Origin of the sequence: Gandjariella thermophila, assembly GCF_005405885.1 — a bacterium.
In the GTDB taxonomy this organism is placed as follows: domain Bacteria; phylum Actinomycetota; class Actinomycetes; order Mycobacteriales; family Pseudonocardiaceae; genus Gandjariella; species Gandjariella thermophila.
On sequence record NZ_BJFL01000011.1, the window covers coordinates 59917 to 83216 of the forward strand.

At 73.3% G+C, this 23300-nt stretch carries 25 protein-coding genes and 1 pseudogene; 3 read left to right on the top strand and 23 right to left on the bottom strand.

Annotated features, from left to right (window positions below; all coding sequences use genetic code 11):
- Positions 1–185: 185 nt before the first annotated feature.
- Positions 186–2084: an AfsR/SARP family transcriptional regulator gene (locus FFT21_RS13110; RefSeq protein ID WP_192909515.1), complete on the bottom strand. Its 1899-nt coding sequence runs from the start codon at positions 2082–2084 to the stop codon at positions 186–188.
- A gap of 369 nt (positions 2085–2453) precedes the next feature.
- Between FFT21_RS13110 and FFT21_RS13115 the strand changes: the two genes are divergently transcribed.
- Entirely contained in the window at positions 2454–3050 is a 597-nt protein-coding gene (locus FFT21_RS13115) for a PadR family transcriptional regulator (RefSeq protein WP_225978363.1), read from the top strand.
- A 42-nt stretch (positions 3051–3092) separates the two neighbouring features.
- Here FFT21_RS13115 and FFT21_RS13120 read toward each other — a convergent pair whose 3' ends face one another.
- The 18 genes and pseudogenes from FFT21_RS13120 to FFT21_RS13200 all read right to left on the bottom strand — a co-directional run bounded on the left by FFT21_RS13120 (position 3093) and on the right by FFT21_RS13200 (position 17057).
- The gene (locus FFT21_RS13120; protein ID WP_137814198.1) at positions 3093–4463 is read right to left on the bottom strand and encodes an acetyl-CoA carboxylase biotin carboxylase subunit; all 1371 of its coding nucleotides are present in this window, start codon (positions 4461–4463) and stop codon (positions 3093–3095) included.
- A 44-nt stretch (positions 4464–4507) separates the two neighbouring features.
- Positions 4508–5035 (bottom strand): acetyl-CoA carboxylase biotin carboxyl carrier protein, encoded by a 528-nt coding sequence (locus tag FFT21_RS13125; RefSeq protein WP_225978364.1) that lies wholly within the window; start codon positions 5033–5035, stop codon positions 4508–4510.
- Positions 5032–5883: an acetyl-CoA carboxylase carboxyl transferase subunit alpha gene (accA, locus tag FFT21_RS29740; RefSeq protein WP_225978365.1), complete on the bottom strand. Its 852-nt coding sequence runs from the start codon at positions 5881–5883 to the stop codon at positions 5032–5034. The genes FFT21_RS13125 and accA overlap by 4 nt, the downstream gene beginning before the upstream one ends.
- Before the next feature lie 103 nt (positions 5884–5986).
- Positions 5987–6745: pseudogene (locus FFT21_RS29745) on the bottom strand (acetyl-CoA carboxylase carboxyltransferase subunit beta); the annotation flags it as partial.
- Positions 6687–6929 (bottom strand): hypothetical protein, encoded by a 243-nt coding sequence (locus tag FFT21_RS13135; protein ID WP_137814124.1) that lies wholly within the window; start codon positions 6927–6929, stop codon positions 6687–6689. The pseudogene FFT21_RS29745 and the gene FFT21_RS13135, both read right to left, overlap by 59 nt.
- Before the next feature lie 14 nt (positions 6930–6943).
- Positions 6944–7324 carry an antibiotic biosynthesis monooxygenase family protein gene (locus FFT21_RS13140; RefSeq protein ID WP_137814125.1) on the bottom strand — a complete coding sequence of 127 codons (381 nt, stop codon included), beginning with the start codon at positions 7322–7324 and terminating at the stop codon, positions 6944–6946.
- Complete coding sequence (locus tag FFT21_RS13145; protein ID WP_307722927.1) at positions 7324–7677, bottom strand: antibiotic biosynthesis monooxygenase family protein; 354 nt, start codon at positions 7675–7677, stop codon at positions 7324–7326. The genes FFT21_RS13140 and FFT21_RS13145 overlap by 1 nt, the downstream gene beginning before the upstream one ends.
- Positions 7674–8426 carry an SDR family NAD(P)-dependent oxidoreductase gene (locus tag FFT21_RS13150; RefSeq protein ID WP_137814126.1) on the bottom strand — a complete coding sequence of 251 codons (753 nt, stop codon included), beginning with the start codon at positions 8424–8426 and terminating at the stop codon, positions 7674–7676. Before FFT21_RS13150 ends, FFT21_RS13145 begins: the two co-directional genes overlap by 4 nt.
- A 58-nt stretch (positions 8427–8484) precedes the next feature.
- Positions 8485–8949, bottom strand: coding sequence for an SRPBCC family protein (locus FFT21_RS13155; RefSeq protein WP_137814127.1), 465 nt, complete (start codon positions 8947–8949; stop codon positions 8485–8487).
- A gap of 1 nt (position 8950) precedes the next feature.
- A complete protein-coding gene (locus tag FFT21_RS13160) occupies positions 8951–9211 on the bottom strand; it encodes an acyl carrier protein (protein ID WP_137814128.1) in 261 nt (86 codons plus the stop codon).
- 40 nt (positions 9212–9251) lie between these two features.
- A complete protein-coding gene (locus FFT21_RS13165) occupies positions 9252–10493 on the bottom strand; it encodes a ketosynthase chain-length factor (RefSeq protein ID WP_137814129.1) in 1242 nt (413 codons plus the stop codon).
- A 159-nt stretch (positions 10494–10652) separates the two neighbouring features.
- A complete protein-coding gene (locus FFT21_RS13170) occupies positions 10653–11102 on the bottom strand; it encodes an anthrone oxygenase family protein (RefSeq protein WP_225978366.1) in 450 nt (149 codons plus the stop codon).
- Positions 11099–11989 (bottom strand): NAD(P)-dependent oxidoreductase, encoded by an 891-nt coding sequence (locus tag FFT21_RS13175; protein WP_137814130.1) that lies wholly within the window; start codon positions 11987–11989, stop codon positions 11099–11101. Before FFT21_RS13175 ends, FFT21_RS13170 begins: the two co-directional genes overlap by 4 nt.
- Before the next feature lie 3 nt (positions 11990–11992).
- Positions 11993–12373 (bottom strand): SchA/CurD-like domain-containing protein, encoded by a 381-nt coding sequence (locus FFT21_RS13180; RefSeq protein WP_137814131.1) that lies wholly within the window; start codon positions 12371–12373, stop codon positions 11993–11995.
- Between the two features lie 44 nt (positions 12374–12417).
- Positions 12418–14088 (bottom strand): FAD-dependent monooxygenase, encoded by a 1671-nt coding sequence (locus FFT21_RS13185; RefSeq protein WP_137814132.1) that lies wholly within the window; start codon positions 14086–14088, stop codon positions 12418–12420.
- Between the two features lie 39 nt (positions 14089–14127).
- The gene (locus tag FFT21_RS13190; protein ID WP_137814133.1) at positions 14128–14985 is read right to left on the bottom strand and encodes an LLM class flavin-dependent oxidoreductase; all 858 of its coding nucleotides are present in this window, start codon (positions 14983–14985) and stop codon (positions 14128–14130) included.
- Positions 14986–15043: 58 nt separating this feature from the next.
- Positions 15044–16315 carry an FAD-dependent oxidoreductase gene (locus FFT21_RS13195; RefSeq protein ID WP_192909516.1) on the bottom strand — a complete coding sequence of 424 codons (1272 nt, stop codon included), beginning with the start codon at positions 16313–16315 and terminating at the stop codon, positions 15044–15046.
- Positions 16316–16319: 4 nt separating this feature from the next.
- A complete protein-coding gene (locus FFT21_RS13200; RefSeq protein WP_137814135.1) occupies positions 16320–17057 on the bottom strand; it encodes an SDR family NAD(P)-dependent oxidoreductase in 738 nt (245 codons plus the stop codon).
- A gap of 232 nt (positions 17058–17289) precedes the next feature.
- Between FFT21_RS13200 and FFT21_RS13205 the strand changes: the two genes are divergently transcribed.
- Positions 17290–18297, top strand: coding sequence for a methyltransferase (locus FFT21_RS13205; RefSeq protein ID WP_137814136.1), 1008 nt, complete (start codon positions 17290–17292; stop codon positions 18295–18297).
- A 78-nt stretch (positions 18298–18375) separates the two neighbouring features.
- Here FFT21_RS13205 and FFT21_RS13210 read toward each other — a convergent pair whose 3' ends face one another.
- The 4 genes from FFT21_RS13210 to FFT21_RS13225 are packed head-to-tail and all read right to left on the bottom strand — an operon-like array spanning position 18376 to position 22363.
- Positions 18376–18744 (bottom strand): SchA/CurD-like domain-containing protein, encoded by a 369-nt coding sequence (locus FFT21_RS13210; RefSeq protein WP_137814137.1) that lies wholly within the window; start codon positions 18742–18744, stop codon positions 18376–18378.
- A gap of 32 nt (positions 18745–18776) precedes the next feature.
- Positions 18777–19832 (bottom strand): methyltransferase, encoded by a 1056-nt coding sequence (locus tag FFT21_RS13215; RefSeq protein WP_137814138.1) that lies wholly within the window; start codon positions 19830–19832, stop codon positions 18777–18779.
- Between the two features lie 48 nt (positions 19833–19880).
- Complete coding sequence (locus FFT21_RS13220) at positions 19881–21134, bottom strand: cytochrome P450 (RefSeq protein ID WP_137814139.1); 1254 nt, start codon at positions 21132–21134, stop codon at positions 19881–19883.
- Positions 21131–22363, bottom strand: a complete 1233-nt coding sequence (locus tag FFT21_RS13225) for a nucleotide disphospho-sugar-binding domain-containing protein (RefSeq protein ID WP_137814140.1) — start codon at positions 22361–22363, stop codon at positions 21131–21133. Before FFT21_RS13225 ends, FFT21_RS13220 begins: the two co-directional genes overlap by 4 nt.
- Positions 22364–22548: 185 nt before the next feature.
- Here FFT21_RS13225 and FFT21_RS13230 point away from each other — a divergent pair, with 185 nt between their 5' ends.
- Positions 22549–23232 carry an SDR family NAD(P)-dependent oxidoreductase gene (locus tag FFT21_RS13230; protein ID WP_137814141.1) on the top strand — a complete coding sequence of 228 codons (684 nt, stop codon included), beginning with the start codon at positions 22549–22551 and terminating at the stop codon, positions 23230–23232.
- The last annotated feature ends 68 nt before the right edge of the window (positions 23233–23300 follow it).

Sequence of the window (23300 nt, forward strand, 5' to 3'; positions counted from 1 at the left end):
CCGACGGGTCCGGCAACGGGCAGCGGGGCGACATGGACGGCGCCGTCGCCGGCCTGCATCCCGAGGTGGAATGGGTGGAGCGCGACGGCCGGGTGGTCCGCATGCGCGCCTACGCCGACCCGGCCGAACCGTTGGCCGGACCCGCGAACCCGGAGCGGTACCCGCCGCCCCGCGTTCGCCGCGCGCTACCGGACGGCCCGCAGGGTGAGCGGCGGGGAGGGGTGGACGCGGTCCCGGCCGCCACCGCCCGCCTGCGGCGGCACGCCCACCTCGGGCGGAAGGTACCGCCGGCGCGCGGTCTCCCGCAGGGTGGGCAGGCAGCGGTAGGTGAACCCGCCGGCGTCCTCCTCACCGCACGGCACGATGAGGTGCACCTCGGTCAGGTCTTCCAGCAGGGACTCCGCGTCCCGCTCGCCGATTCCGAGGATGGTCGACGCCGTGCGCACCGACACGGTGTCCATGTCCACCGACGCGAACACCCGGAACGCCGCCCGCGCCCGCGGCGGCATCGACCGGTACGTGGCGTCCACCGCCGCGCCCAGGCTCAGCGGGTCCGCCCACCGGCCGCCGTCCCCATGCAGCTCGTCGGCGATCCACCGCAACGCCCGGCGGACCGTCCAGTGTGGCCGCGCCCGCAGCCTGCCGGCCACGGCCTGCAGCGCGGCCGGCAGGCCGTCGCAGGTGCGCACCAGTTCGGCCGCGGCGTCCCGGTCGGCGAGCACCCGCTGCTCGCCGACCGCGCCGACCAGCAGCCGCAGTCCTTCCCCCTCGCTGAGCGCGCCCAGCTCCACCACGGTGCCGATGGCGGCGTCGCACAGCCGGCGCCGGCTGCTGGCCAGCACGCCGCTGCCCTCGCCACCGGGCAGCACCATGGCTAGCTGGTCCGGCGTGGACACGTCGTCGACCACCACGAGCACCCGCAGGTCGGCCGTCCGGGTGCGGAACATCAGGCGCCGCTCGTCCACCGAGGCCGGGATCCGTGCCTCCGGGACGCCGAGCGCCCGCAGGAACCCGCCCAGCACGGTGCCGCAGTCCACCGGCTCGCCCTCGGCCAGCAGCCGCGCGTAGAGCTGGCCGTCCGGGTACCCGGCCCGCGAGCGATATCCGGCGTGCGTGCACAGCGCCGACTTCCCCGAGCCGGGCGGCCCGGTCACCACGACCACCGCGGGACTGGCGCGGTCCACCGAGGACAGCCCGGCGAGCACCTGCCGCAGCGCCGTGTCCCGTCCAATGAGCTCGCCCCCCTTCGGCGGCAGGTGGCACGGCGGCTCGGGCCGCGCGCCGCCCGCCACGGTCACCTCACCCGGCGGCAGGTCGAGGCACCGGTCGGCGGTCAGCACCGCCCGGTGCAGGCGTTGCAGCTCGCCGGAGGGGTCCAGCCCCAGCTCGTGCGCGAGCGCGCGGCGCAGCCGCTGGTAGGCGTGCAGCGCCTCGGAGCGGCGGCCGGAGCGGTGCAGCGCCAGCATGAGCTTGCCCTGGAAACCCTCGTGAGTGGGCTGCTCGGCGACCAGCCCGGTCAGCTCGCCCAGCAGCTCCTGGTGCCGGCCCAGCCGGAGGTCCGCGTCGATCCGCCGCTCCAGGGTGCTCTTGCGGAGTTCCTCCAGGCGCAGCGTCTCCGCGCTCAGGATGGGGCCGCAGGAGACGTCGACCAGCGCCTGCCCGCGCCACAGGCCGACGGCCCTGGCCAGCGTCCTGGCCGCGTCGGCGACCCGGCCGGCCTCCAGGTCCCGGCGTCCCCGCTCGGCCAGATCCTGGAAGCAGTGCACGTCCAGCGCGGTGGGGTCGATGGACAGCAGGTAGCCGCCGAGGGAGGTGCGCAGTGCGGGCCGCACGCCCCATTCGTCGCCACCGGGACCGGAACCGGACTTGTCCAGCTTGAGCAACTTGCGGAGCTGGTAGACGTAGGTCTGCAGGGTCGTGGTCACACTGGCCGGAGGATTGTCCTCCCAGAGTTCCTCGATGAGCTTCTCGTTGCGCACGATTTTGTTGGCGTGCAGCGCGAGCAAGGCGAAAACCTGGCGAAGTTTGGGCGCCGAGGGAGTTACCGGGATGCCCTGGCGGGAAACGTCCAGGGGACCAAGCAACCTTACCTGCATAACGTAAGCCCCCATTTCGGCGGATCACCGCAGTCGAGTCGGGGGTGGCCGAGCCTGCCGTCGACCACCTGCTGTCCCCCGGTACCGGCGACGCTAACGGCGCTGCCTCGACGCTCGCTAGACCGACCGTTGACCGCGGATGGAGCAGCCGCATCGCGTTTTCGCGGTCGCCGGCCGAACGTCGCGCGCCATGACGTGACCGGACGGAACAATCCGCGATTGGTCGGCTACCGGAATCGGCGAACCCGGCCGTCCACCGGGATCAGGCCGGCGCGGCGGGCGGCGCCTACCGGGACAATTATTCCTAGTATGATTATCGGACGACCACTCGTGAACGTGGACCGGAGGCGGAGGGCGATGCCGGACACCACAGCGCGGCCTCCCCGGCGCTCGTCCCTGGCCATGGCCGTGCTCCTGCTGCTCAGCGACGAACCGATGCACCCCTACGGTCTGCGGCAGCGGATCCAGGAGTGGGACAAGGACCGGGTGGTCAACGTCAGCCAGCGCAACGCCATCTACCAGACCATCGAGCGGCTGGAGCGCAGCGGCCTGATCACCGTGCTGCGGACCACCCGGCAGGAGCGGCGTCCGGAGCGGACGGTGTACCAGGCCACCGAGGAGGGGGTGGCGACCGCCGGGCGGTGGCTGCGGGAGATGCTGTCCACCCCCGCCCCGGAGTTCCCGGAGTTCCCCGCGGCCCTGGCGTTCCTGCCGTCGCTGCCGGGCCCGACCGTGCTGGATGCGCTGCGGGCGCGCGTCGCGGCGCTGGAGACGAACATCGCCCGGCTCGACAAGGAGGTCGCCGACCGGGTCGCCGAGTTTCCCGGCGGGGTGGACCGGATCCACCTGGTGGAGATCGACTACCTGCGGGCGATGTGGCAGGCCGAACTGAACTGGGTGCGGGACCTCGTCGACGACCTGGGCCCCCGGCTCGCCCCGGGGCAGGACGGCTGACCCGGGGCGCGCGGCCGCGCGGCGCCCGCGGGTCCCGCCCGGTCAGCCGGCCGCCCGGTGATCCGTCGCGTCGCCCGCCATCTGCCGCAACAGGGACGTGCTGTGCTCACCGGCCCGGAACACCGGGTCGGCCAGGACGTCCATCAGCAGTTCGGTGGTTGTGCGGACGCCGGGCCCGGAGATCCGGAACTCGCCAAGCGCGCGCCGCATCCGGTCGATCGCCGCCTCCCGGTCCGGAGCCCAGACGATCACCTTCGCCAGCAGCGAGTCGTAGTAGGGCGGGATGCGCCACCCCGGATAGGCGTGCGTGTCCACCCGCACGAACGGGCCGCCCGGCGGCACGAACTCGACCAGCTCGCCGGGACACGGCGCGAAGTCGCGGCTCGGGTCCTCGGCGTTGACCCGGCACTCGATCGCCACGCCCCTCGGCCGCGCGTCCTCCTCGGTAACCGACAGCGGCAGCCCCGCGGCCACCCGGATCTGCTCCCGCACCAGGTCGATGCCGGTCACCGCCTCGGTCACCGGATGCTCGACCTGGATGCGGCAGTTCACCTCGATGAACGCCGCGTCGTGCCCGCTGACCAGGAACTCGAACGTGCCGGCGCCGGTGTAGCCGGCGGCCAGCGCACCGCGCACCGCCGCCTCGGTCAACCGCGCGCGCATCCCGGGCGGCAGCCCGGGAGCCGGGCTCTCCTCCACCAGCTTCTGGTGGCGGCGCTGCACGGAGCAGTCCCGCTCGCCGAGGTGCACGACGTTGCCGTGGCCGTCGGCGAGCACCTGCACCTCGACGTGCCGCGCATGTTCCCAGAACCGCTCCAGGTAGACGCGGTCGTCGTTGAAGACGGCGCGCGCGGTGGCGCGCGTGGCGCGGAACGTGGGCAGCAGTTCGTCCCACTGCCGCACCACGGACATGCCCCGGCCGCCGCCCCCGGCGGACGCCTTGATGATCACCGGGAGGCCGATGCGTTTCGCGGTCGCGTACAGGTCGGTCGGGTTGCTCACCGTCCGCGCCGACCCGGGGACGACCGGCAGGCCGGCGCCGGCCATCAGGTCGCGGGCCAGCGCCTTGTCCCCCAACCGCGCCATCACCTCGGGGCGGGGACCGATGAACACGATGCCGTTCTCCGCGCAGATCTGGGCGAAGTCGGGATCCTCGGAGAGGAAGCCGTACCCGGGGTGGATCGCCTGCGCGCCGGTGCGCAGCGCGGCCTCGACGATCATCGGCGGGTACAGGTAGCTCTTCCTCGGCACCCCCGGTCCGATCTGGACCGACTCGTCGGCCGCGCGCACCGCGGCCGAGTCACGGTCGGCGGTCGAGTGCACCACGACCGTGCGGATGCCCATCTCCCGGCAGGTGCGCACCACCCGCAGCGCGATCTCGCCCCGGTTGGCGACCAGCACCGTGTCGAACAGTGGCCCGCCCGCGCCGGCGGGCCGCGCCGCCGAAGACACCGCGCTCACCCTTCGGAGCGCGGCCGGAGCAGCAGCAGCGGCTGGCCGTACTCGACCGGTTCGGCGTCGTCCACGACCACCTTGGCGACCGTGCCCGCCGCCTCCGCCAGGATCGGGTTCATCAGCTTCATCGCCTCCACGATCCCGACCTGCTGACCGGCCGCCACCTCGTCGCCGACCTCGACGAACGGCCGCGCGCCCGGTTCCGGCGCGCGGTAGAAGGTGCCGACCACCGGGGCGGTCACGGCCAGCAGCCCGTCGGCCGCGTCCTCGGCCGGCTCGGCCTGGTCCCGCGGAAGCCCGGGGGCCGCCGGGGTTCCCGGGGCCGCCGGCCACTCGACCTCGATGCTCGCGCAGCCGAACCGCACCAGCGCCCTGCTCGGCACGCACGGCGCGGCGCGGACGGCGTGTGCGAGGCTGCGGCTGAGAATGTCCATCGCGGCCTCGGCACCCAACCCGGCCATCTCCTGCTCGAGCGAGTCCACGTAATCGCCGTCCCCGGTCGCCGGGGCCTGCGCGCGCGACCTGGTCATCTCGCCGTCACCTCGATCCCCGTCGACGCCTCGACCGTCCCGAACCGGCGGAACCTCGCCCGCCGGGTCGCCACCAACGCGGCACCGTCCCGGCCGCGCAGGTCACGCAGCGCGCACACCACCGCGTCCCGCACCCGGATGGTGGCCTGTGCCGGGTTGCGGTGCGCGCCGCCGGGCGGCTCCGGTATCACCCCGTCGACCAGGCCGAGTTCCAGCAGCGACCGGGCGTCCAGGCGGAGCGCCCGCGCGGCCGCCGCGGCGGCGTCCGGGGTGCGCCACAGGATCGCCGCGCAGCCCTCCGGGCTGATCACCGAGTAGGTCGCGTTCTCGCACAGCAGCACGCGGTCGGCGACGGCCAGCGCGAGCGCGCCGCCGCTGCCGCCCTCACCGGTGACCACGCTGACCACCGGGACGGACAGCCCACCCATGATCCGCAGGCAGTCCGCGATCGCGTTGGCCTGGCCGTGGCGCTCGGCGTCCAGGCCGGGATGCGCGCCCGGCGTGTCCACCAGGGTCACCAGCGGGATGCGCAGCTTCTCGGCCAGCCGCATCAGCCGTGCCGCCTTCCGGTAGCCGGCCGGGGACGGCATCCCGAAGTTGCGCCGCACCAACTCGTCGGTGGTGTGGCCCTTCTGGTGGCCGATCACCATCACCGGCAGCCCGTCCAGGTCGGCCAGCCCGCCGACGATCGCGGGGCAGTCGGCGCCGGCGCGGTCGCCGTGCAGTTCCAGGAAGCCGTCGAACCCGTTCGCGGCATGGTCGAGGGTAGTGGGCCGGTCGGCGTGGCGGGCGCGCTCGATCACCCGCTCGACGTCGCGCGCCTCGAGCCGGGCCGGGTCGCGGACCACCGGGTCGGTCTCGCCGCACCCCCAGTCCGCCGGCCGGTTGCCCGGTGCCCAGCAGCGTGGCCAGCACGTGCGGCAGTTCGGCGCGGCCGCGGACGTCGTCGACGAGGCCGTGCTCGAGCAGGAACTCGGCGGACTGGAAGCCGTCGGGAAGCCGCTGCCGGATGGTCTGCTCGATGACCCGGGGGCCGGCGAAACCCATCCTCGCTCCCGGTTCGGCGACGATCACGTCCGACAGCGTGGCGAACGACGCCGCGACCCCGCCGAAGGTCGGGTCGGTGACCAGGGTGACGGTGAGCAGCCCGGCCTCGTCCAGCGCGGCCATGGCATTGCTCGTCTTGGCCATCTGCATCAGTGACAGCGCGCCCTCCTGCATCCGGGCCCCGCCGGACGCGGTGACCAGCAGCAGCGGCAGCCGGTGCGCGAGCGCCGTCTCCGCTGCGGTCGCGACCGCCTCGCCGGCGGCGCAGCCGAGGCTGCCGCCGAGGAACCGGAAGTCCATGGCCGCCACCACGACCGGGTGGCCGCGCACGCTGCCGCGCACCACCCGCACGGCGTCGTCCAGGCCGGTGGCCCGCCGCGCCTGCGCCAGCCGGTGCCGGTACGGCACCAGGTCGGTGAACAGCAGCGGGTCGTGCACGGCCGGCGCCGGCTCGACGCGTTCGGCCGAGCCGGGGTCGAGCAGCCGGTCGAGCCGCTCCGCCGCGGTGAGCCTGGTGTGCCGCCCGCACTCGTAGCACACCTTGGCGAGGCGTTCGAACCGCCTGCGGTACAGCAGGGCGTGGCAGTCCGGGCAGCGCAGCCACTCATTCGCCGTCGGCGCCTGCCGCGTCGCGGCGGGCGGGCGGTGCATCGTGGTCGTCATGTCGCGCCGTCTCCCCTGTTCTTCCTCGGTGGTACGGGTCCGCGCCGCCCGCCGGCTCCGCTGGGATCGGCAGGTAGCCGGACATGATCGCGGCGCCGGCCAACGCGTCCAGCAACAGCCGGCCGACCGCCCGCCAGCGGGCGCGGAGCCGCTCGTCGTGGTCGTTTCCGGTCGGTTGCCGCATCGCCGCCGCCCACCTCACGGCGCCCGGTAGGACGCGGTGACCTGGTAGACACCGAACGGCCGGCGCATCGACATGTCGCGGTAGGGCCGCAGCGGCGCCGTCTGGTCCCGGTGCTCGGCGCCTCGTTCCCACTGCTGGAACGCGGCGAGGTCACGCCACGAACTGACCACCACGAAACCGCCGGGGTCGTGCACCGAGCGCAGCAGTTCGTTGCCGAGCAGGCCGGGCACCCCGGCCAGCCGCGTGCTCGCCTCGTGGTACGCCGACTCGATGCCGGGCACGTCGTCGGTCACGTGGTACAGCAACACGCGCAGCCCGCCACTCCACCCGGCTCGCCTTTCCCCGAGTTCGCGGCGACCGTGGTCGAGTTGGCTCGCGCGGCCTGACGCGCGCATCAGCGAGCCGCCTCCCACTCCTGGTGGGTGTGGCCGGGCTCGGCACTGCCCGGCAGGTGCGCGACGACCCGCATGGTCGTCATCGACCCGCCGGAGCGGTACGGGTGCAGCTTCTGCCGGTGGTTCAGGTGCCGCTCGCTGGTCTCGAACTCGCGAAACCGCGGCTCGTCCACCCAGTCGCTGACGATGTAGTAGACGCCGTCCTCGCCGCGCGCCAACCACTGGCCGAGGTTCGCCGGGTGCGAGGTGACCGCGTCGCCGATCTCCCGCCACACCCGCTCGAACTCCTGCTCCATGCCGGGCCTGATGCGCATCTGGAGCATCACCCGGAACGGTCCCTCGGACACCATCATGCGATCCCTCCGTCGACCGGGATGACCGCGCCGGTCACGTACCGGGACAGGTCGCTGGCCAGCCACAGCACGGCGTCGGCGACCTCGTCCGGCGTGCCGAGCCGGCCGAGCGACGTTTTCTCCGAGTAGCGCCTGATCATCGCGTCACGCTGGTCGTAGGGCAGCGCGTCGACCGCCTCGGTGTGGATCATCCCGAGGGACAGCACGTTGAACCGGATTCCCCTGCCGCCGAACTCCCGCGCCAGCGTGCGGTTCAGCCCGTGCAGGGCCGCCTTGGTCGCCGTGTAGTGCGCGCGGAGCGGGATGCCAACCTCGATGGATTTCGAGCTGATGCTCACCACCGAGCTACCGTCGCGCAGCAGCGTAAGCGCGTTCTGGATCACCAGGTGCACGGCGGTGAGGTTGGTGCCGACCGTGCGCTGCCAGTCCTCGAGGGACAGTTCGCCGTACGGCACGTGGTTGATCACGGCGGCGTTGTTGACGATCAGGTCGAGCCGGCCGAACCGCGACCCGCACTCGCCGACCAGGTCGGCGATCTGGCCGGGTTCGGTCAGGTCGGCGCGCACCGCGTGATGCCGCCCACCGATCTCCTTGAGTTCCCGCTCCAGCGAGGCCGCCGCCTCGCCCTCCCGGCGGTAGCAGGTGATCACGTCCACGCCGTGGCGGGCGAGCGTGCGCACCACGCCTCTGCCCACACCGCGGGTGCCGCCGGTCACCAGCGCCTTCTTGCCTGCCAAGCCCAGATCCATCTGACGGTCCTCCACGTCTGGCGGTGACTGGTCCACTCGTTGCCGCCCCTTTCCGGGGCTAGACCCGGATCCCGCTTCGGGCCGCCGCCTCCACCTTCTCCTTGATCAGGCGCATCTGGATCCCGGTGTTGCGGTTGAGCCGCTGCTGCATCGTCGCGTCGTCGACCGGCGCGTCGGGCTTCATCTCGAAGTCCTGCACCCACCGCATCCGGACGCCGTGGCCGGTTTCGACGTACTCCCAGAAGATCCACATGTACTTGAACGGGCCGGTCTGGACGCGCTGCGACCGCACCGTTCCGGTGGCCTCGTCCGGGGTCCGCGCGGAGACCCAGCTCCACACCGTGCCGTTCTCGTCCGGGTGCAGGGAGAGCCGGAAGACGACGGTGCCGTCCTGCTCGGACAGGATGGTCGCCTCGGAGTACTCGCTGAACAGTCGCGGCCACGACGGGATGTCGTTGGTCATCCGCCACACCAGGTCGCGGGGCGCCTCGATGACGATCTCGTTGTCGGTGTGCCCGGCCATCTCACACCCCCGCCTTCGCCAGCAGCGCGTTGACGTACTCGACCGCCTTCGCCGGTGTCGGCATCTCCGCCACCGCGTCGTCCGAAATGGACACCCCGTACCGGCGTTCCACCTGGCCGCACAGCTCCAGCACGGCCAGCGAGTCGTAGCCGAGGTCGGCGAACGCCACGTCGGCGATGTCGCCGTCCAGCTCGACGCCCTCGTCGACCCCGGCGCTGGCCGACATGATCTCCTTCAGTTCCGACAGGGTGAACTCGCTCATCCAGCCTCTCCTCACCTCGTCCGGTGGTCTCCGGCGGTGGTCAGTCCGAACCGGATCGCCGCAGCACCAGGGCGGCGTTGAACCCGCCGTGGCCCCGGGCGACGACGAGCGCGGTCCGCGGCCCGGTGTTCCGGGGCTCACCGCTCACCAGGTCGATGTCGCAGCCCGGTGCCAGCCGGGTCGGGCCGACCGTGTGCGGGATGACCCCGTGCCGCAGGGCCAGCAGCGCGGTAGCGACGTCCAGCGCCGCCCCACCGCCGTACAGCCGGCCGGTCAACGTCTTCGGCGCGGTGACCGGTACCGACCCTGGCCCGAAGGTCTCGACGAGCGCTCGAGCCTCGATCACGTCGTCCTCCGGCACTCCGGAGGCGTCCGCGAACACGACGTCCACATCGGACGGTGTGACACCTGCGTCGGCGAGCGCGCGCTCGATGGTGCGGCGCAGCGCCGGCGGCCGGGACGAGCCGGGCGGCGGGTCGAAGCCGGCGGCGTAGCCGGCGATGACGCCGTACCCCTGCCCGGCGCCGCGGTCGCGGGCGCCGTCCGCGCTCTCCACGATCAGCATGGCGCCGCCCTCGCCGGGCAGGTAGCCGGACGCCTCCACGTCGAACGGCAGGTATGCCCGCGCCGGGTCGTCCACCGTGGACAGGCGCCGGTTGGAGAGCTGGGCGACCAGGCCGTACGGGCACAGCGACGCGTCCGTGCCGCCGCTGACCACCAGGCGCGCCCCGAGCCGGACCAGCCGGCGCGCCTGGCCGAGCACATCCAGCCCGCCGGCCTGCTCGCAACACATCACCCCGCACGGTCCGCGCATGCCGTGCCGGATGGAGATCTGGCCCGTGGTCGCCGCGTAGAACCACGCGATCGACTGGTAGGCGCCCACCCAGGACGGGCCGTGCCGGTACAGCCGCTCCATCTCGTGCTGCCCGAACTCGGTGCCGCCCGACGAGCTGGACGTGACGACCGCCATCTCGTACTCGGGCAGGTCGGCCGGGTCGACTCCGGCGTCGGCGAGCGCCGACGCGGCGGCGGCGAGACCGAGGTGCGTCCCGTGGTCGGTCTGCGGAATGAGCCGGCCGGGTATCCGGTCCTGCGCCGAGAAACCCGGCACCTGCCCGGCGTACCGCACCGGGTACCGGGCCGGGTCGAAGCGCTCGATCCTGCCGATGCCCGACTTTCCGGCCAGCACCGCCTGCCAGTGCGTTTCGACGCCGATTCCGGTCGGCGCGCATACCCCGATGCCGGTGACCACGGGGCCGGTGACCACATCGGACGTGCTCATCGGCGACCTCCCGGGTATTCGCTGACCACGTTTCCAGGCTGGCGATCCGGGCTGGAAACCAACTCGAACGGCGCTCGACGGTGCCGGGCGAACCGCGCGCCGACCCGGCGGAAGAAACATGACGGTGTGCCTGGCCACGGAATAACCGCATTGGCGACATCACGCCAGGACGACGCCGACCGCGTTGGCGACGACCGCGAGCAGCGCGAGCGTGGTGCGCAGTAGGTGCCACCGCCGCCACAGCGGCCGGGGGTCGCGCCACCCGGCCGGGATGTCGGCCGGGTCCAGCGACTTGACGACCCGGTTGATGGGCACGTTGCAGAAGTGCGAGACCACGGACACCGCGAGCAGCAGCGCGGCGGCCACCGCGAACAGCGCGGTCCCCTTCCTGGCCAGCACGGCGAGCGCGACGTCGGCGGCCGTCGAGGTCAGCACGATGATCGGCATGGTGGGATCCCACCGCCGGCCGATCAACTGGTGCGCGTAGACGTACCGGTCCGCCGGCATGGCGAGCAGTGCGGGGAGCACGCTCAGCGCCACCGCGAACAGCACCCCGGCCACCACCCCGCTGCCGACCAGCACCGCGACCGAGAGCAGACCACTGATCACGGCGGCGACTCACCCGGCTCGGGTGCCGACCGCAGTTCGACCACCGCCGCCGCGTCGTCGTCGCCGCGCCCGCCGCCGAGCAGCGCACCGAACCGGTCCGACGCGCGTTCGGTCACCGGCAGGCCGACGCCGTGGTCCGCGGCCTCCCGGGCGGCGAGCCGGAGGTCCTTGTGCATCAGCGCGGCGCGGAACGCGGCCGGCCGGTAGGCGCGCTTCCGCATGAAGTCCGCGCGGAACGCGAGCACCGGCGACCGCCAGCCGCTGCCCGCGAACGCGTCCAGCAGCAGTTCCCGGTCCATGCCCATGGCCTCCACGAACGCGACCGCCTCGGCCAGTCCCGCGGTCTGCACGCCGAGTAGCAGGTTGAGGGCGAGTTTGAGCACGCTGGCGTTGCCGGGCCCGCCGAGGTACCGCACGTCCGGTCCGAGCGCGTCCAGCACGTCGGACACCGCGTCCGCGTCGGCCCGGTCGCCGGCGACGAACACGCGCAGCCCACCGGACGCCGCCATCCGCGGGTTGCCGATCACGCACGCCTCCACCCGGCGCACCCCGGCGCCGGCGAGCCGCTTCGCGGTGTCCCGCGCGAACGCCGGCGACACCGTCGAGGTGTCCACCACGGTCAGCCCGGGGCGCAGCGTGCCGCCCAGCGCACCGAACAGCACTTGCTCGACGGCGTCCTCGCCGGCGAGGCTGAGCAGCAGCACGTCCGCCGCGGCCACGGCGTCCGCCGGGGTGGCCGCGAGGGTGGCGCCCGCGCGCACCACCGGCTCGGCCTTCGCGGCGGTCCGGTTGAACGCGGTGACCCGGAATCCCCTGGCGAGCAGGGCGCGTGCCATGCCGGCGCCCATCGCGCCGAGCCCGACCACCCCGATCGGTGCCGTCCGCATGGCTCACCCCCGCGCCGGATGGGTGTCCACGGACAGCTGGGAGACGCAGCGCATGGTGGCGTCCCGGAAGTAGCTGGCGAAGCCCTCGGCGCTGCTGGTGTCGCGGGGCTCGGCCAGGTAGGGCGAAAGCCGGTCCTCGATGAGGTGCACCCCGCGCTGCGCGGCCATGTGCCGCCCGATGGCGGCGAAGTCGCCCTCGTAGTGGATGACCCGCACGACGATGTCGTCCTTGACGAACACCGCGGTGCCGAGCAACCGCCCGGCCGGGGTGCCGTCCTCGCCGAGGAACGTCGGCGTGTCCACCCGCTGGAAGTCGGCGAAGATGTCGGCGATCTCGTCGTCGTGCCCTGGTTTGACGCGATAGCTGATCGCTGCGTACGGCATGGCGTTCGTCCTTTCTGGAATCCTGAGAACCGCGGGTCACCCGCTCATCCCGTTACCGCGCTCTGGTCGCGGTGCGCGCCACCGTGCCCGCCGGGCGCCACCTCGCCGGGCGCCAACCCGCACGCGCGGGCCAGCGCGCCGGCGAGCACCCCGTCCTGGTCGGCCACCCGGCCGGCCGAGCGCGCCGCCACGAACGCGTCCGGGCGCACCAGCACCGCGCCGTCCTCGGACACGCCGTACGCCGCCGCCCAGTCCCGGTCCACCGGGGTGAGCCCACCGGCGCCGATCACGTGGCTGCGCAGCGGCAGCGACAACTGCTTGGCGACCCGCTCGGCCGCGTCCACCCACCCGTTCGCGCGGGAGGCGGTCAGCAGCACGAACTCGTCCCAGAACAGGTCTATTGTGGACAGCCGCTCGCCGTCCCGGTCGAGCCACACGTGCGGGGCGCGGGTGCCCGGCTCGCCGGTCAGTTCCAGCCGGGGGCTGAGCACCGGCGCGTCCGGCCGGCCGCCGGTGATCGCGCCGGACCGGTACCGGTACCCGAGCGTGATGATGATGTCGTCGACGAGCGAGGCGTGGGTGTCCTCGTCGGCGTAGCCGTGCCGGATCCGGTTGCGCACCATCGCCTGCCGCGCCATGGCGGCGCCGACCCCCCGCCGTTCCGCGTCGTAGCTGTCCAGCAGCGCGTCCCCGGCCGTGCCATGCAGCACGGCCGCGAGCTTCCAGGCGAGGTTGTGCGCGTCGTGGATGCCCGTGTTGGCGCCGAACCCGCCGGCCGGCGGGTGTACGTGCGCGGCGTCGCCGGCGAGGAACACCCGGCCCCGGCGGAAGGTTTCGGCCACCAGTTGCGCGCCCTGCCACGGCACCCTGGCGACGATCTCGACCCGCATGTCCGGCTTGCCGGCCGCGGTGCGCAGGATCTCGACGCACCGCTCGTCCGGGTAGTCGTCCGGGGTCTCCCCCCGGTCCGGGTAGTACAGCGGGGCGGCCAGCCACGGGTCGCAGCCGTGCAGCCGGGACAGTCCCATCAGCGTGCCGGGTGCCGCGGTCGCGTAGCAGAGGATGAACTTGCGGTCCTTGAGCAGGGTGGTCAGTTCCGGCGCGCGGAAGTAGATGCTCAGCGCGTTGAAGACGGTGCCGATGCCGGTGCGCCGCACGCCGAGCGCCTGCCGGGTGCGGCTGTTCGCGCCGTCCGCGCCGACCAGGTAGTCGGCCCGGACCGTGGTCTCCGCGCCGGAGCGGAGGTCCTTGATGGTCGCGGTGACGCCGTCGGCGTCCTGGCTGAACGACGTCAACCGGGTGCCGAACCGGACGTCCGCGCCGGACCGGACGGCGAGGTCCGCCAGCACCCGCTCGTAGCGGTCCTGGCCGCAGCCCATCACCCGTTCCGGGCTGACCGTCGGACCGTCCAGCGACGGCGCCTCGAGCACCACCGCGTCGTCGATCTCGGCGAACGTCCGGACCTGGATGATGCCGCCCTCGAAGTAGGGGTGCGAGTCGCCCACCTCCAGCGCGCGGATCTCCCGGTGCACCCCCGCCGAGCGGAACAACTCCATGGTGCGCGCCTGCAGCCCCGGCGCGCGCGGCAGCGTCGACGTGCCGTCCCGCTGCTCGACCAGCAGCGGCCGGACGCCGTGCCGCGCGAGGAAAAGCGCGGTCGAGATCCCGACCGGTCCGGCACCCACCACGAGCACCGGCACGCTGATGTCAGCCATACTCTTCGTCCTTCGCTCGATACCGGCGACAGTCGGGGATCAGGGGAAGCACACCTTGGCCAGCAGTTCGAGCTGGTCCACGTCGGCGGTGCACGGGAAGAGCAGCAACTCGTCGCATCCGGCGGCGGCGTAGCCGTCGATCGTCTCCCGCAGCCGGCCCTCGTCGGCGATCACGCCGGAGGCGAGGAACCGGGCCTTCTCGCCCAGGTAGGAGTAGTAGTCGAGCAGGTACTCGCCACCCTGCCGTTTCCGGTCGTCGCCGAGCGCCACGTAGGTGAGCGCGCCCAGCTTCGGCGTGTCCGTCCGGCCGGCCTGCGCCCACGCGGCCCGCACCTTCTCGGCCTGCTCGGGATACCGGGCCACCGGGCCGCCGCCGGACACCCAGCCGATGCCGTGCCGGGCGGCGCGCGGCAGTGCTGCCGGCGAGTTGCCGCCGATCCACAGTGGAACGGTGCCGCTGGTTGGTTTCGGGCCGATGCCGGGCACCGCGCCCCCGCCGGACCACACCCGCTTCATCTCGTCCAGCAGTTCGTCCAGCCACCGGCCGCGGGTGTGGTAGTCGACGCCGGTGGCCTGGAAGTCGTCCTCCCGCCCGCCGGCGGCGACGCCGACCACGAGCCGCCCGCCAGCGATCCGGTCCACGCTGGCCAACTGCTTGGCCAGCAGCGCGGCGCTCGGCCAGTACGCGGCCAGCAGGATGGTCGGCGCCAGGGTGATGCGGGTGGTGACGGCGGCGGCCGCGGCGAGCGTCACGGTGGCGTCGTAGCTGTCGTAGACCATCCGGTCGAGCACGGCGAGCGTGCTGAACCCCAGCCCGTCCGCGCGGGCGGCGAACTCGACCAGTTGCCGGCCGTCGGCGCCGGGAACGGTGTTCGGCAGCCCAACTCCAATGTCCATCACGGTCCTCCTCCGGGTTGGTTTCTCGTGGCGGGACGGGCGCCGCACCGCCGGCCGGTCACCCGGTGGTGTTCGCCGCCAGCACCGACTCGTCGAAATCGATCCGCTGCAGCGACCACTTCGCCACCTGCAGTGACATCGCCACCGCCTCGGTGGCGTAGCCGAGCATCTCGGCCTGGTAGCGCTCGGCCGCCTCGGTCACCGAGCGCTCGCCCCGGTCGGCGGCGAGCAGTTCGCGGACCAGCGTGCTGGCGTCCCGCACCGCCGTGTTCGCGCCCACCCCGCCGGAGGGCGGCATGGCGTGCGCGGCGTCCCCGACCGGGATGACGGGGCCGGGCTGCCACGGTTCGATCGGCGCGGTGGCCCGCACGACGACCGGGAACGTCTCGGCGACGTCGGCGTACCTCAGCACGGCACGCAGGGCCGGATGCCAGCCCGCGGTGCGCTCCTGGACGAACCGCCACAGGCGCGGGCCGTCCATGGCGAGGAACTCCGCGTCCGGCATCCCGGTCACGGTGCGGTGCATGGAGAACACCGACATGACGTAGTCCTCGCTGTCGCCGAGGTCGAGTCCCGGCCACAGCCGCGCCGCCGCCTCCGCCGGCCTGGTACGGAACACCATCGGCATCAGGCCGAGCTTGTGCCCGTCGGAGCCGATCACCCAGGTGAACCGGTCCTGCAGGAACTCGGGCAGCTCGCGGCGCAGTTCCCCGGTCATCGGGATACGGCCGAAAACGGTCCGGACGCCGAGGTCCCGGGGCTCGGCGTGGATTCCGCGCTGCCGCCGGATCGGCGAGTTGCCGCCGTCCGCCGCGACCAGGACGTCACCGGCGGCCACCGTGCCGTCCGCGAAGTGGGCGACGACGGCGCCGTCCGGCGCTGTCTCGTAGCGGACGAACCGCTTTCCGAAGTGGACGATGCCGTTGAGCCCGGCGAGCAGCACCCGGCGCAGCGTCACCCGGTCCACGGCGTCCACCTTGTCCGGGTCGGCGGCGCGCGGGTCGTCGAACCGCGGCGCCCACTGGCTGGCCAGGTGCTCGTCGTAGACGGCCATGCCGTAGCCGTAGCGGCTGTTCGCGGTGGCGCTCAGCAGTTCCGCCGCCCGCGGGGGCAGGCAGTCGCGCAGCGCGCGTTCCCCCTCCGGGCTGATGTGCAGCCGGTATCCCTGGTTGCGGCCACGCACCGAGCCGTCCCGCTCGTACACGGCGACCCGGATGCCGGCGGTGCGCAGCCCCTGCGCGAGGCACAGCCCGCCGACCCCGCCGCCGATCACGACGACCCGCAGGCCGCGCCGCGACTCCCCGCGGCCGCCGCCGCTGCCGGTGGCCACCGCGTCACACCCCACCGTCGACGTTCAGCGTGACGCCGCTGATGTACCGGGACGTGTCGCCGGCGAGGAACAGCACGGCGCCGGCGACGTCCTCGGGTTGGCAGATCCGGCCCAGCGCGGTCATGCCGACGATGCGTTCCACCGCGTGCGGCGGCAGTCCCGCGCCCGGCTCGGTTTCGGTCAGGCCGGGAGCGACGGTGTTGACGCGGATGCCGCGCGGGCCGAGTTCCTTGCACAGTCCCCGGGTGAAGCCGATCACGGCGGCTTTGGACGCGGTGTAGTGCACGCCGTTGACCCGGCCGCGCAGCGCGACAGAGGAGCCGACGTTCACCACGGACGCTCCGTCCACCAACAGTTCCAGCATCGCCTGGGTGACCAGGTAGGCGGCGGTGACGTTGTGGCCGAGCAGCCGGTGCCACTCGGTGTCGGTGATGTCGGCGAACGCCACGCCGCCGTCCACGCCGACGTTGTTGACCAGGACGTCCAACCGTTCCCATTCGGTGCGCACCACGTCCGCCAACCGCTCGACGTCCCGCCGGCTGGTCACGTCGGCACGGACCACCCCGTTGCGCTCGCCCAGGTCCTTCAGTTCGCGGGCGAGACTCTCCGCCGCCTCGTCCGCGCTGTGATGGCAGGCCAACACCCACGCGCCGGCGCGGGCGAACGCGAGCGTCGTGGCGCGCCCGATCCCCCTGGTGCCACCGGTCACCAGCACCCGTTTGCCGTGCAGTCCCTGATCCACCGGACGCCACCTTTCTCGGCCAACCGACTCGCGGCGTGGTCGCCTGTGATCCGTCGCGGCGATGCTGGCAACGCCGGGCCGAGCGGTACTCGAAACCCGGTCGAGAACACCGACCCGGCCGCGCCACCGGTGCCGAGGCGTTCGCCGGCTTCCAACGGGTTTCGAGTCCTGCTCCACCTCGGGGTGGAACCTGAACAGGGCACTCTGGTTTTCGAGAAAGGGAGTCGAGCACATGACGAGTACCGCTCCGGATGTCAGCACCCCGGCAGGAATCATCAGGCTGTGCAACGCCTTCTGCGATGCCAAGGCGTTGCTCACCGCGGCAGAACTCGATCTGTTCAGCACCCTGCACCCGGGTCCGTTGACCGAGGAGGAGATCCGGCAACGGCTGGCGTTGCACGGCCGCGGCCTCCGCGACTTCCTGCACCTGCTGGTGGCCCTCGGCCTGCTCGAGAAGGACGGCGAGAAGTACCGCAACTCCCCCGGAGCCGACCGGTACCTGGTACGCGACCAGCCGACCTACGTCGGCGGGTTCCTGCACCGGGCCAACAACAACCTCTACCCGGCGTGGGGTCGGCTGGCCGAGGCGCTGCGCACCGGGAAGCCGCAGGCGGCCGGCGACTTCGAGCAGGTCGTCAACAACCCGAAGGTGCTCGGCCAGTTCATCCGGATGATGGACGCGCTGACCCAGGTCCTCGGCCCGCGACTGGTGGAGTCGTTCGACTGGTCGGGATACCGGACGGTGCTGGACGTCGGTGGCTGCCGGGGCAACATGGCCGGGCAGATCGTCAAGGCCTGCCCCGACCTGACCGGCCACGTGTTCGACCTGCCGCAGATGGAGCCGTTCTTCACCGAGCACATGGCGAACCTCGGCCTCACCGGGCGGATCGAGTTCCACGGGGGCAACTTCTTCCACGACCCGCTGCCCTCGGCGGACCTGGTGATCCTCGGCCACGTGCTGCACGACTTCGACCGCGAGCGGCGCAGGTTCCTCGTGCACAGGGCGTGCCAGTCGGTCAACCCCGGGGGCGCGCTGCTGGTCTACGACCGGATGCTTGGCGAGGAGCCCGACCACGTGGAGAACCTGGTGATCAGCCTCGACATGCTGCTGGTCAGCGACGGCGGCTCGGAGTACCCGGCGAGCGAGATCCATGAGCACGCCGCCGGCGCCGGCTTCACCTCGTTCGAGGACAAGCCGCTCGGCGACGACGACACGCTGGTGATCTGCCGGCGCGGATGAGCGCGGGCGGCACCCCCGCGGGAGGGGCCGGGATCGTGCGATCCCGGCCCGTCCCGTTCGGCCCCGTGGTCGCGGCGGTCAGCTGCGCGGCACCGCGAACTGGGTGATGCATCGCAGCATGCTGGCCTTGAAGGTGCGCACGAAACCGTCCACCGTGCCGGTGTCCCTCGGCGTGTTCAGGTACGGCGCGAGCCGGCGTTCCACCTCCCGCACCCCCGGCTGGCCGGCCATGAACCGGGCCACCGCGTCCAGGTCGCCCTCGTACTCGATGAACCGCACCAGCGTGGCGTCCCGGATGAACACCGCAGTGGCGAGGATCCGGCCGGCCGGCCTGCCCTCGCCGTCCGGGACCACGGTGGACTTCGGCCGCTGGAAGTCGCGGAAGACCTCGGCGACCTCGTCCTCGCATCCGCTCCTGATGTCGTAGGTGATGGCCGCGTACGGCATGGGTCGCTCCCTCCCCCGTCCGTGGGTTCGCGTCAGCGCGACTTCCTGGCGACCACCGCGGTTTCCAGGCCGTCGAACAGCGGCAGCGCGGCGACCGAGGCGAACCCCGCGTCGGTCGCGTACCGGCGGCAGTCGGCCACCGTGTACTCCGCGCCGCCCGGGGTCACCACCAGTAGGTTCAGGCAGCCGAGGAGGCCGAGCGCGTTCTCGCGCCGGTCGTCGTCAATCATCCGGTCGTAGATCACCACGATGCCGCCGGGCCGCACCGCGTCGTGCGCCTTGCGCACCAGCGTGGCCCGCTCCGCCTCGTCCCAGTCGTGCAGGATGTGCCCGAAGATCAGCACGTCGGCGGGGGGCAGCGGCTCGGTGAAGAAGTCGCCGACCACGAAGTCGACGCGGTCGGCGGTGCCCTTGTCCCGCATGTGCTCGGTGAACAGGTCGGCGATCTCCGGCCGGTCGAACACCACCCCGCGCAGGTGCGGGTGCGCGTTGACCAGGTGCGCGGACAGGTTCCCCCGGGCGCCGCCGACGTCGACGAACGTGGTGTGCTCGCGCCAGTCGAGCCCCGTGGCGAGTTCGGTGGCGATGTGCGTGGTCCACGCGTCCATCGCCGCGATGAAGCCGCGCCGCTCGTCCCTGTCCTCGTACAGGCGCTCGAAGTAGTCCGCGCTGTCCCAACCGATGTACGGCTTGCCGGTGCGCAGGCTCTCGGTGAGGCCGCCCCACGCGCGGAAGAGGTGCTTGCTGGCCTGCCGCATCCACCCGCCGAGGTAGGTGTCCCTGTTCTCGTCGAGGAAGTAGCCGGTGGCCGGCGTGTTGCGGTACAGCCCGTCGTCCCGCTCCAGCATGCCGAGCGCCACCAGCGCGTCCAGGAAGTCCCGCGCCGAGCGGGGATGCAGGTCCAGCCGCGCGCGTAGCTGCTCCACGCTCGCCGGCCCGGCGCCGAGTTCGGTGAACAGTCCGATCTCGACGGCGGTGAGCAGCGTCTTGGCGCCCCAGAACGAGGTGCCCAGCTCGATGATGGGTCGGGCGCTGGGCGCGCCGTGCGCCGCGCGCGTCAGGGTCGTGGCGCGGTCCGTGGTGGTCATGGTGTCGCGGTCCTTCCTCGGGTTTCCGGCGGGGTCGGGGGCGGGCCGTCACCACCGCAGCGGCAGGGTGTCCGGCCGGGTGAACGCGCGGTTCGCCGTCCACCGCAGCTCGCCGGCCGGCACGGCGACGCGGAACTCGCCGAGGTGTTCCAGCAGCCGGTCCAGCGCGACGGTCAGCTCCACCCGCCCGAGGTGCGCGCCGAGGCAGTGGTGGATGCCGTGGCCGAAGGCGAGGTGCGGGTTCGGCGTCCTGGTCAGGTCGAGTTCCTCGGCGCCGGCGAAGACGCTCTCGTCGCGGTTCGCCGAGTTGATGCACGGCAGCACGGCGTCGCCGGCGCGGATCGGGACACCGCCGATCTCCATGTCCGCCAGCGCGATCCGGATGGGGCCGACGCCGCCGCCGGCCTGCGAGTACCGCAGCAGTTCGTCCACGGCGACCGGGAGTTGGTCGCGGTGCTCGACCAGCCGCCGGACGGCGCCGGGCCGCTCGGTCAGGGTGAGCACGCCGTGCGCGATCTCCGAGGTGGTCGCGTGGTAGCCGGCCATCAGCATGGTCTCGCCGAACGCGAGCAGTTCCTCGGTGGACAGCGAGTCATCCTCGTCCCGTGCCGTGATCAGCACGGTGAGCAGGTCGTCGGCGGGGTGGCGCTGCTTCGTCTCGATCAGCGCGGTGAGGTACCGGCGCAGCCTGGCGGCGGCGTCACTGACCTCGGCGGAGGTGCGGGCGCTGACGCTGAGCATCACGTCCGTCCACTCCCGGAACAGCAGGTGGTCCCGCTGCGGGACGCCGAGCATCTCGCAGATCACCGTGATGGGCAGCGGCTGGGCAAGGTGCGCGATGAGGTCGGCCGGGGGTCCCTGCGCGACCATGCCGGACACCATCTGCTCGGCGAGTTCCTCGACCCTCGGCCGCAGGTTCTCCACCTGCCGGGTGGTGAACACCCGGCCCACCAGCCTGCGCAGCCGGGTGTGCTCCGGCGGGTCCATCACGAAGATCGACTTGGATCCGGCGGCGACCGGCAGCAGCCGCGGCGCGCCCGGCCGGGTGATCGCCTCCCGGCTGAACCGGGGGTCGGCCAGCACCCTGCGCACCTCCGCGTGCCGGGTCACCAGCCAGACGGTGTGCCCGTTGGCCAGCGCGACCCTGGCGACCGGCCGCTCCGCGCGCAGCCGGGCGTACTCCCCGGGCGGTCGCAACGGGTCCGCACTGGCGAACGGGAAGCGGAGCAGCCCGTCGTCCCGCCGTACCGCCTCGGCCGACTCGTCCCGGTGCTCCGGTGGCGCGACCGCGTCGTTCGTCATCTCTCCCGCTCCTCGCTCCCGTTCCCTGGCACGGCAGGTTCACAGCACCCGCTCGGAGCCGGCTCGACGGCGGATCGAGGGTGGTGGGATGCCCGCAGCGACTCCAGCGCGGCGACCACGCTCGTCGCGGGCGGCTGCCCGCGCATCTCCGCGGCCACCGCCCTGGCGGCCGCCCGCTCCGGTGCGTCCCCGGCCACCAGGCGGCCGATCGCCTCCCGCAGCACGGCCGGCTCGGCCTCGCCGATGCCCAGCACCAGGCCGGCACCGCGCGCGGCCACCCGCGCCGCGTGGCCGGCGTGGTCCGGTAACTGCGGCACCAGCAGCAGCGGCACGCCGCCCAGCAGCGCGGTGAGGATGCTGCTCGCGCCGCCGTGGCCGACGAGCAGGTCACAGCCGGCCAGGACGTGCTGGAGGGGCTTGTCGACCAGGACCCGGACGCCGTCCGGCAGCGGAGCGAGCAGCGGGCGCTGCGCCGCCGACACGGCGAGCACCACCTCGACGTCGAGGTCCGCCGCGGCGGCGACGACCCGGTTCACCGGGAACCGGTGCGGTTCGACCCTGGCGATGGTGTGTCCCCAGCTCACGCACACCCGAGGCCGGTCGCCGGCGGTGGGCAGGCCGACCGGCAGCACGGCGGGACCGTTGAACGGCACGTACCGGATGGGCAGCCGGCGGTGGTCGCCGGTCACCTGCATGCTGGCCGGCACCGGGTCGACGGTGGCGACCCCGCACGGGTCGAACCCCGTGCCGCCGCACCGGTCGGCCAGCGGCGCGAACGCCTCGGTGAGCACCGCGCTCACCGGCCCGAGCAGGTCGGCCCCGTACAGGTGCCGCACGGCGGGCACCCCGGCCGCCGCGGCCGCCAGCGGGCCGGCCAGCGCGGTCGGGTGGTAGACCACCAGGTCCGCCCGCCAGTCGCCAACCAGCTCCACCAGATCGTCCACCATGGACTCGGCGTGCGCGAGCAGCATGCGGACCGCCCGGGGACGGCCGCCGTTGCCTGCCGCGCGGCCACCGCCGGTGGGCAGCAGGTACTCGCGCACCATGCCGGCGGTGTCCACGTCCGTGCCGACCGTCGCGGCCGGCAGCCCGGCGCGCAGGATGTCGCCGAGCAGTCCGGGCTGGCTGGCGAACAGGACGTCGTGCCCTGCCGCGCGGCACGCCCAGGCCAGCGGCGCGAGCGCGTACAGGTGCGTCGGCCACGCCCAGGTCGTGAACACCACCCGCATGTCGGCCTCCCTCCTCGGATTCGCTCGGCGCCGGCGGCGCGCGGACGGTGACCGTGGCATCGCGGGCTGGAGGCTCGCTCGAGCAGCCGCCGCGCGGTGGCCGGCGTGACCCGTTCACCAGCACGGGTCGAGCCGGCCCGGCGAGCATCGGCGCGAACCGCAGCCGAGCAGCCGATGGGGGCGCCGTGGCCGACCAGCGCACCGCACTGATCACCGGGGCGAACCGGGGGCTGGGGCACGCCGTCGCCGCCGAACTCGCCCGCCGGGGCCTGCGGGTGATCGTGACCGCGCGGGACCCGGCGTCCGCCGGGCGCGCCGCCGCCGAGATCGGGCCGGACGTCCGATCGCATCAGCTCGACGTGACCGACCCGGCCAGCGTGCGGCGGGCGGCCGGCGAACTGGCCGGCGTGGACGTGCTGGTGTGCAACGCCGGCGTGCTGCTCGACGGCGGCCACGACCCGCTCACCGTGCCGCTGGACCTGGTGGAACGCACGCTGGCGGTGAACCTGCTCGGCGGGTGGCGGGTCGCGCAGTCGTTCCTGCCGGGCATGGTGGCGCGCGGCTGGGGCCGGGTGGTGTTCGTGTCCAGCGCCACCGGGTCGTTCCATGTCGGGCTGTGGACCGGCGCGCCGGCGTACTCGCTGTCCAAGACGGCGGTCAACGGCCTGACCAGCCTGCTCGCCGCCCGCACCAGGGGCACCGGCGTCCTGGTGAACGCGGTGAACCCCGGCCGGGTGCGGACCAGGATGGTGCCCACCGCGGACCGCGCCGCCGAGGACGCCGCCGTGGACGTCGCGGACGCGGCGACCCTGCCGGACGACGGTCCGACCGGGACGTTCCTGCGCGGCGGGCAACCCGTCCCCTGGTGACGGGGCGGGTCCGAGGCGGGTTCGAGCCGGTCTCCATCGCGGGCGCCGAGCATCGACCCGCCCGTCCG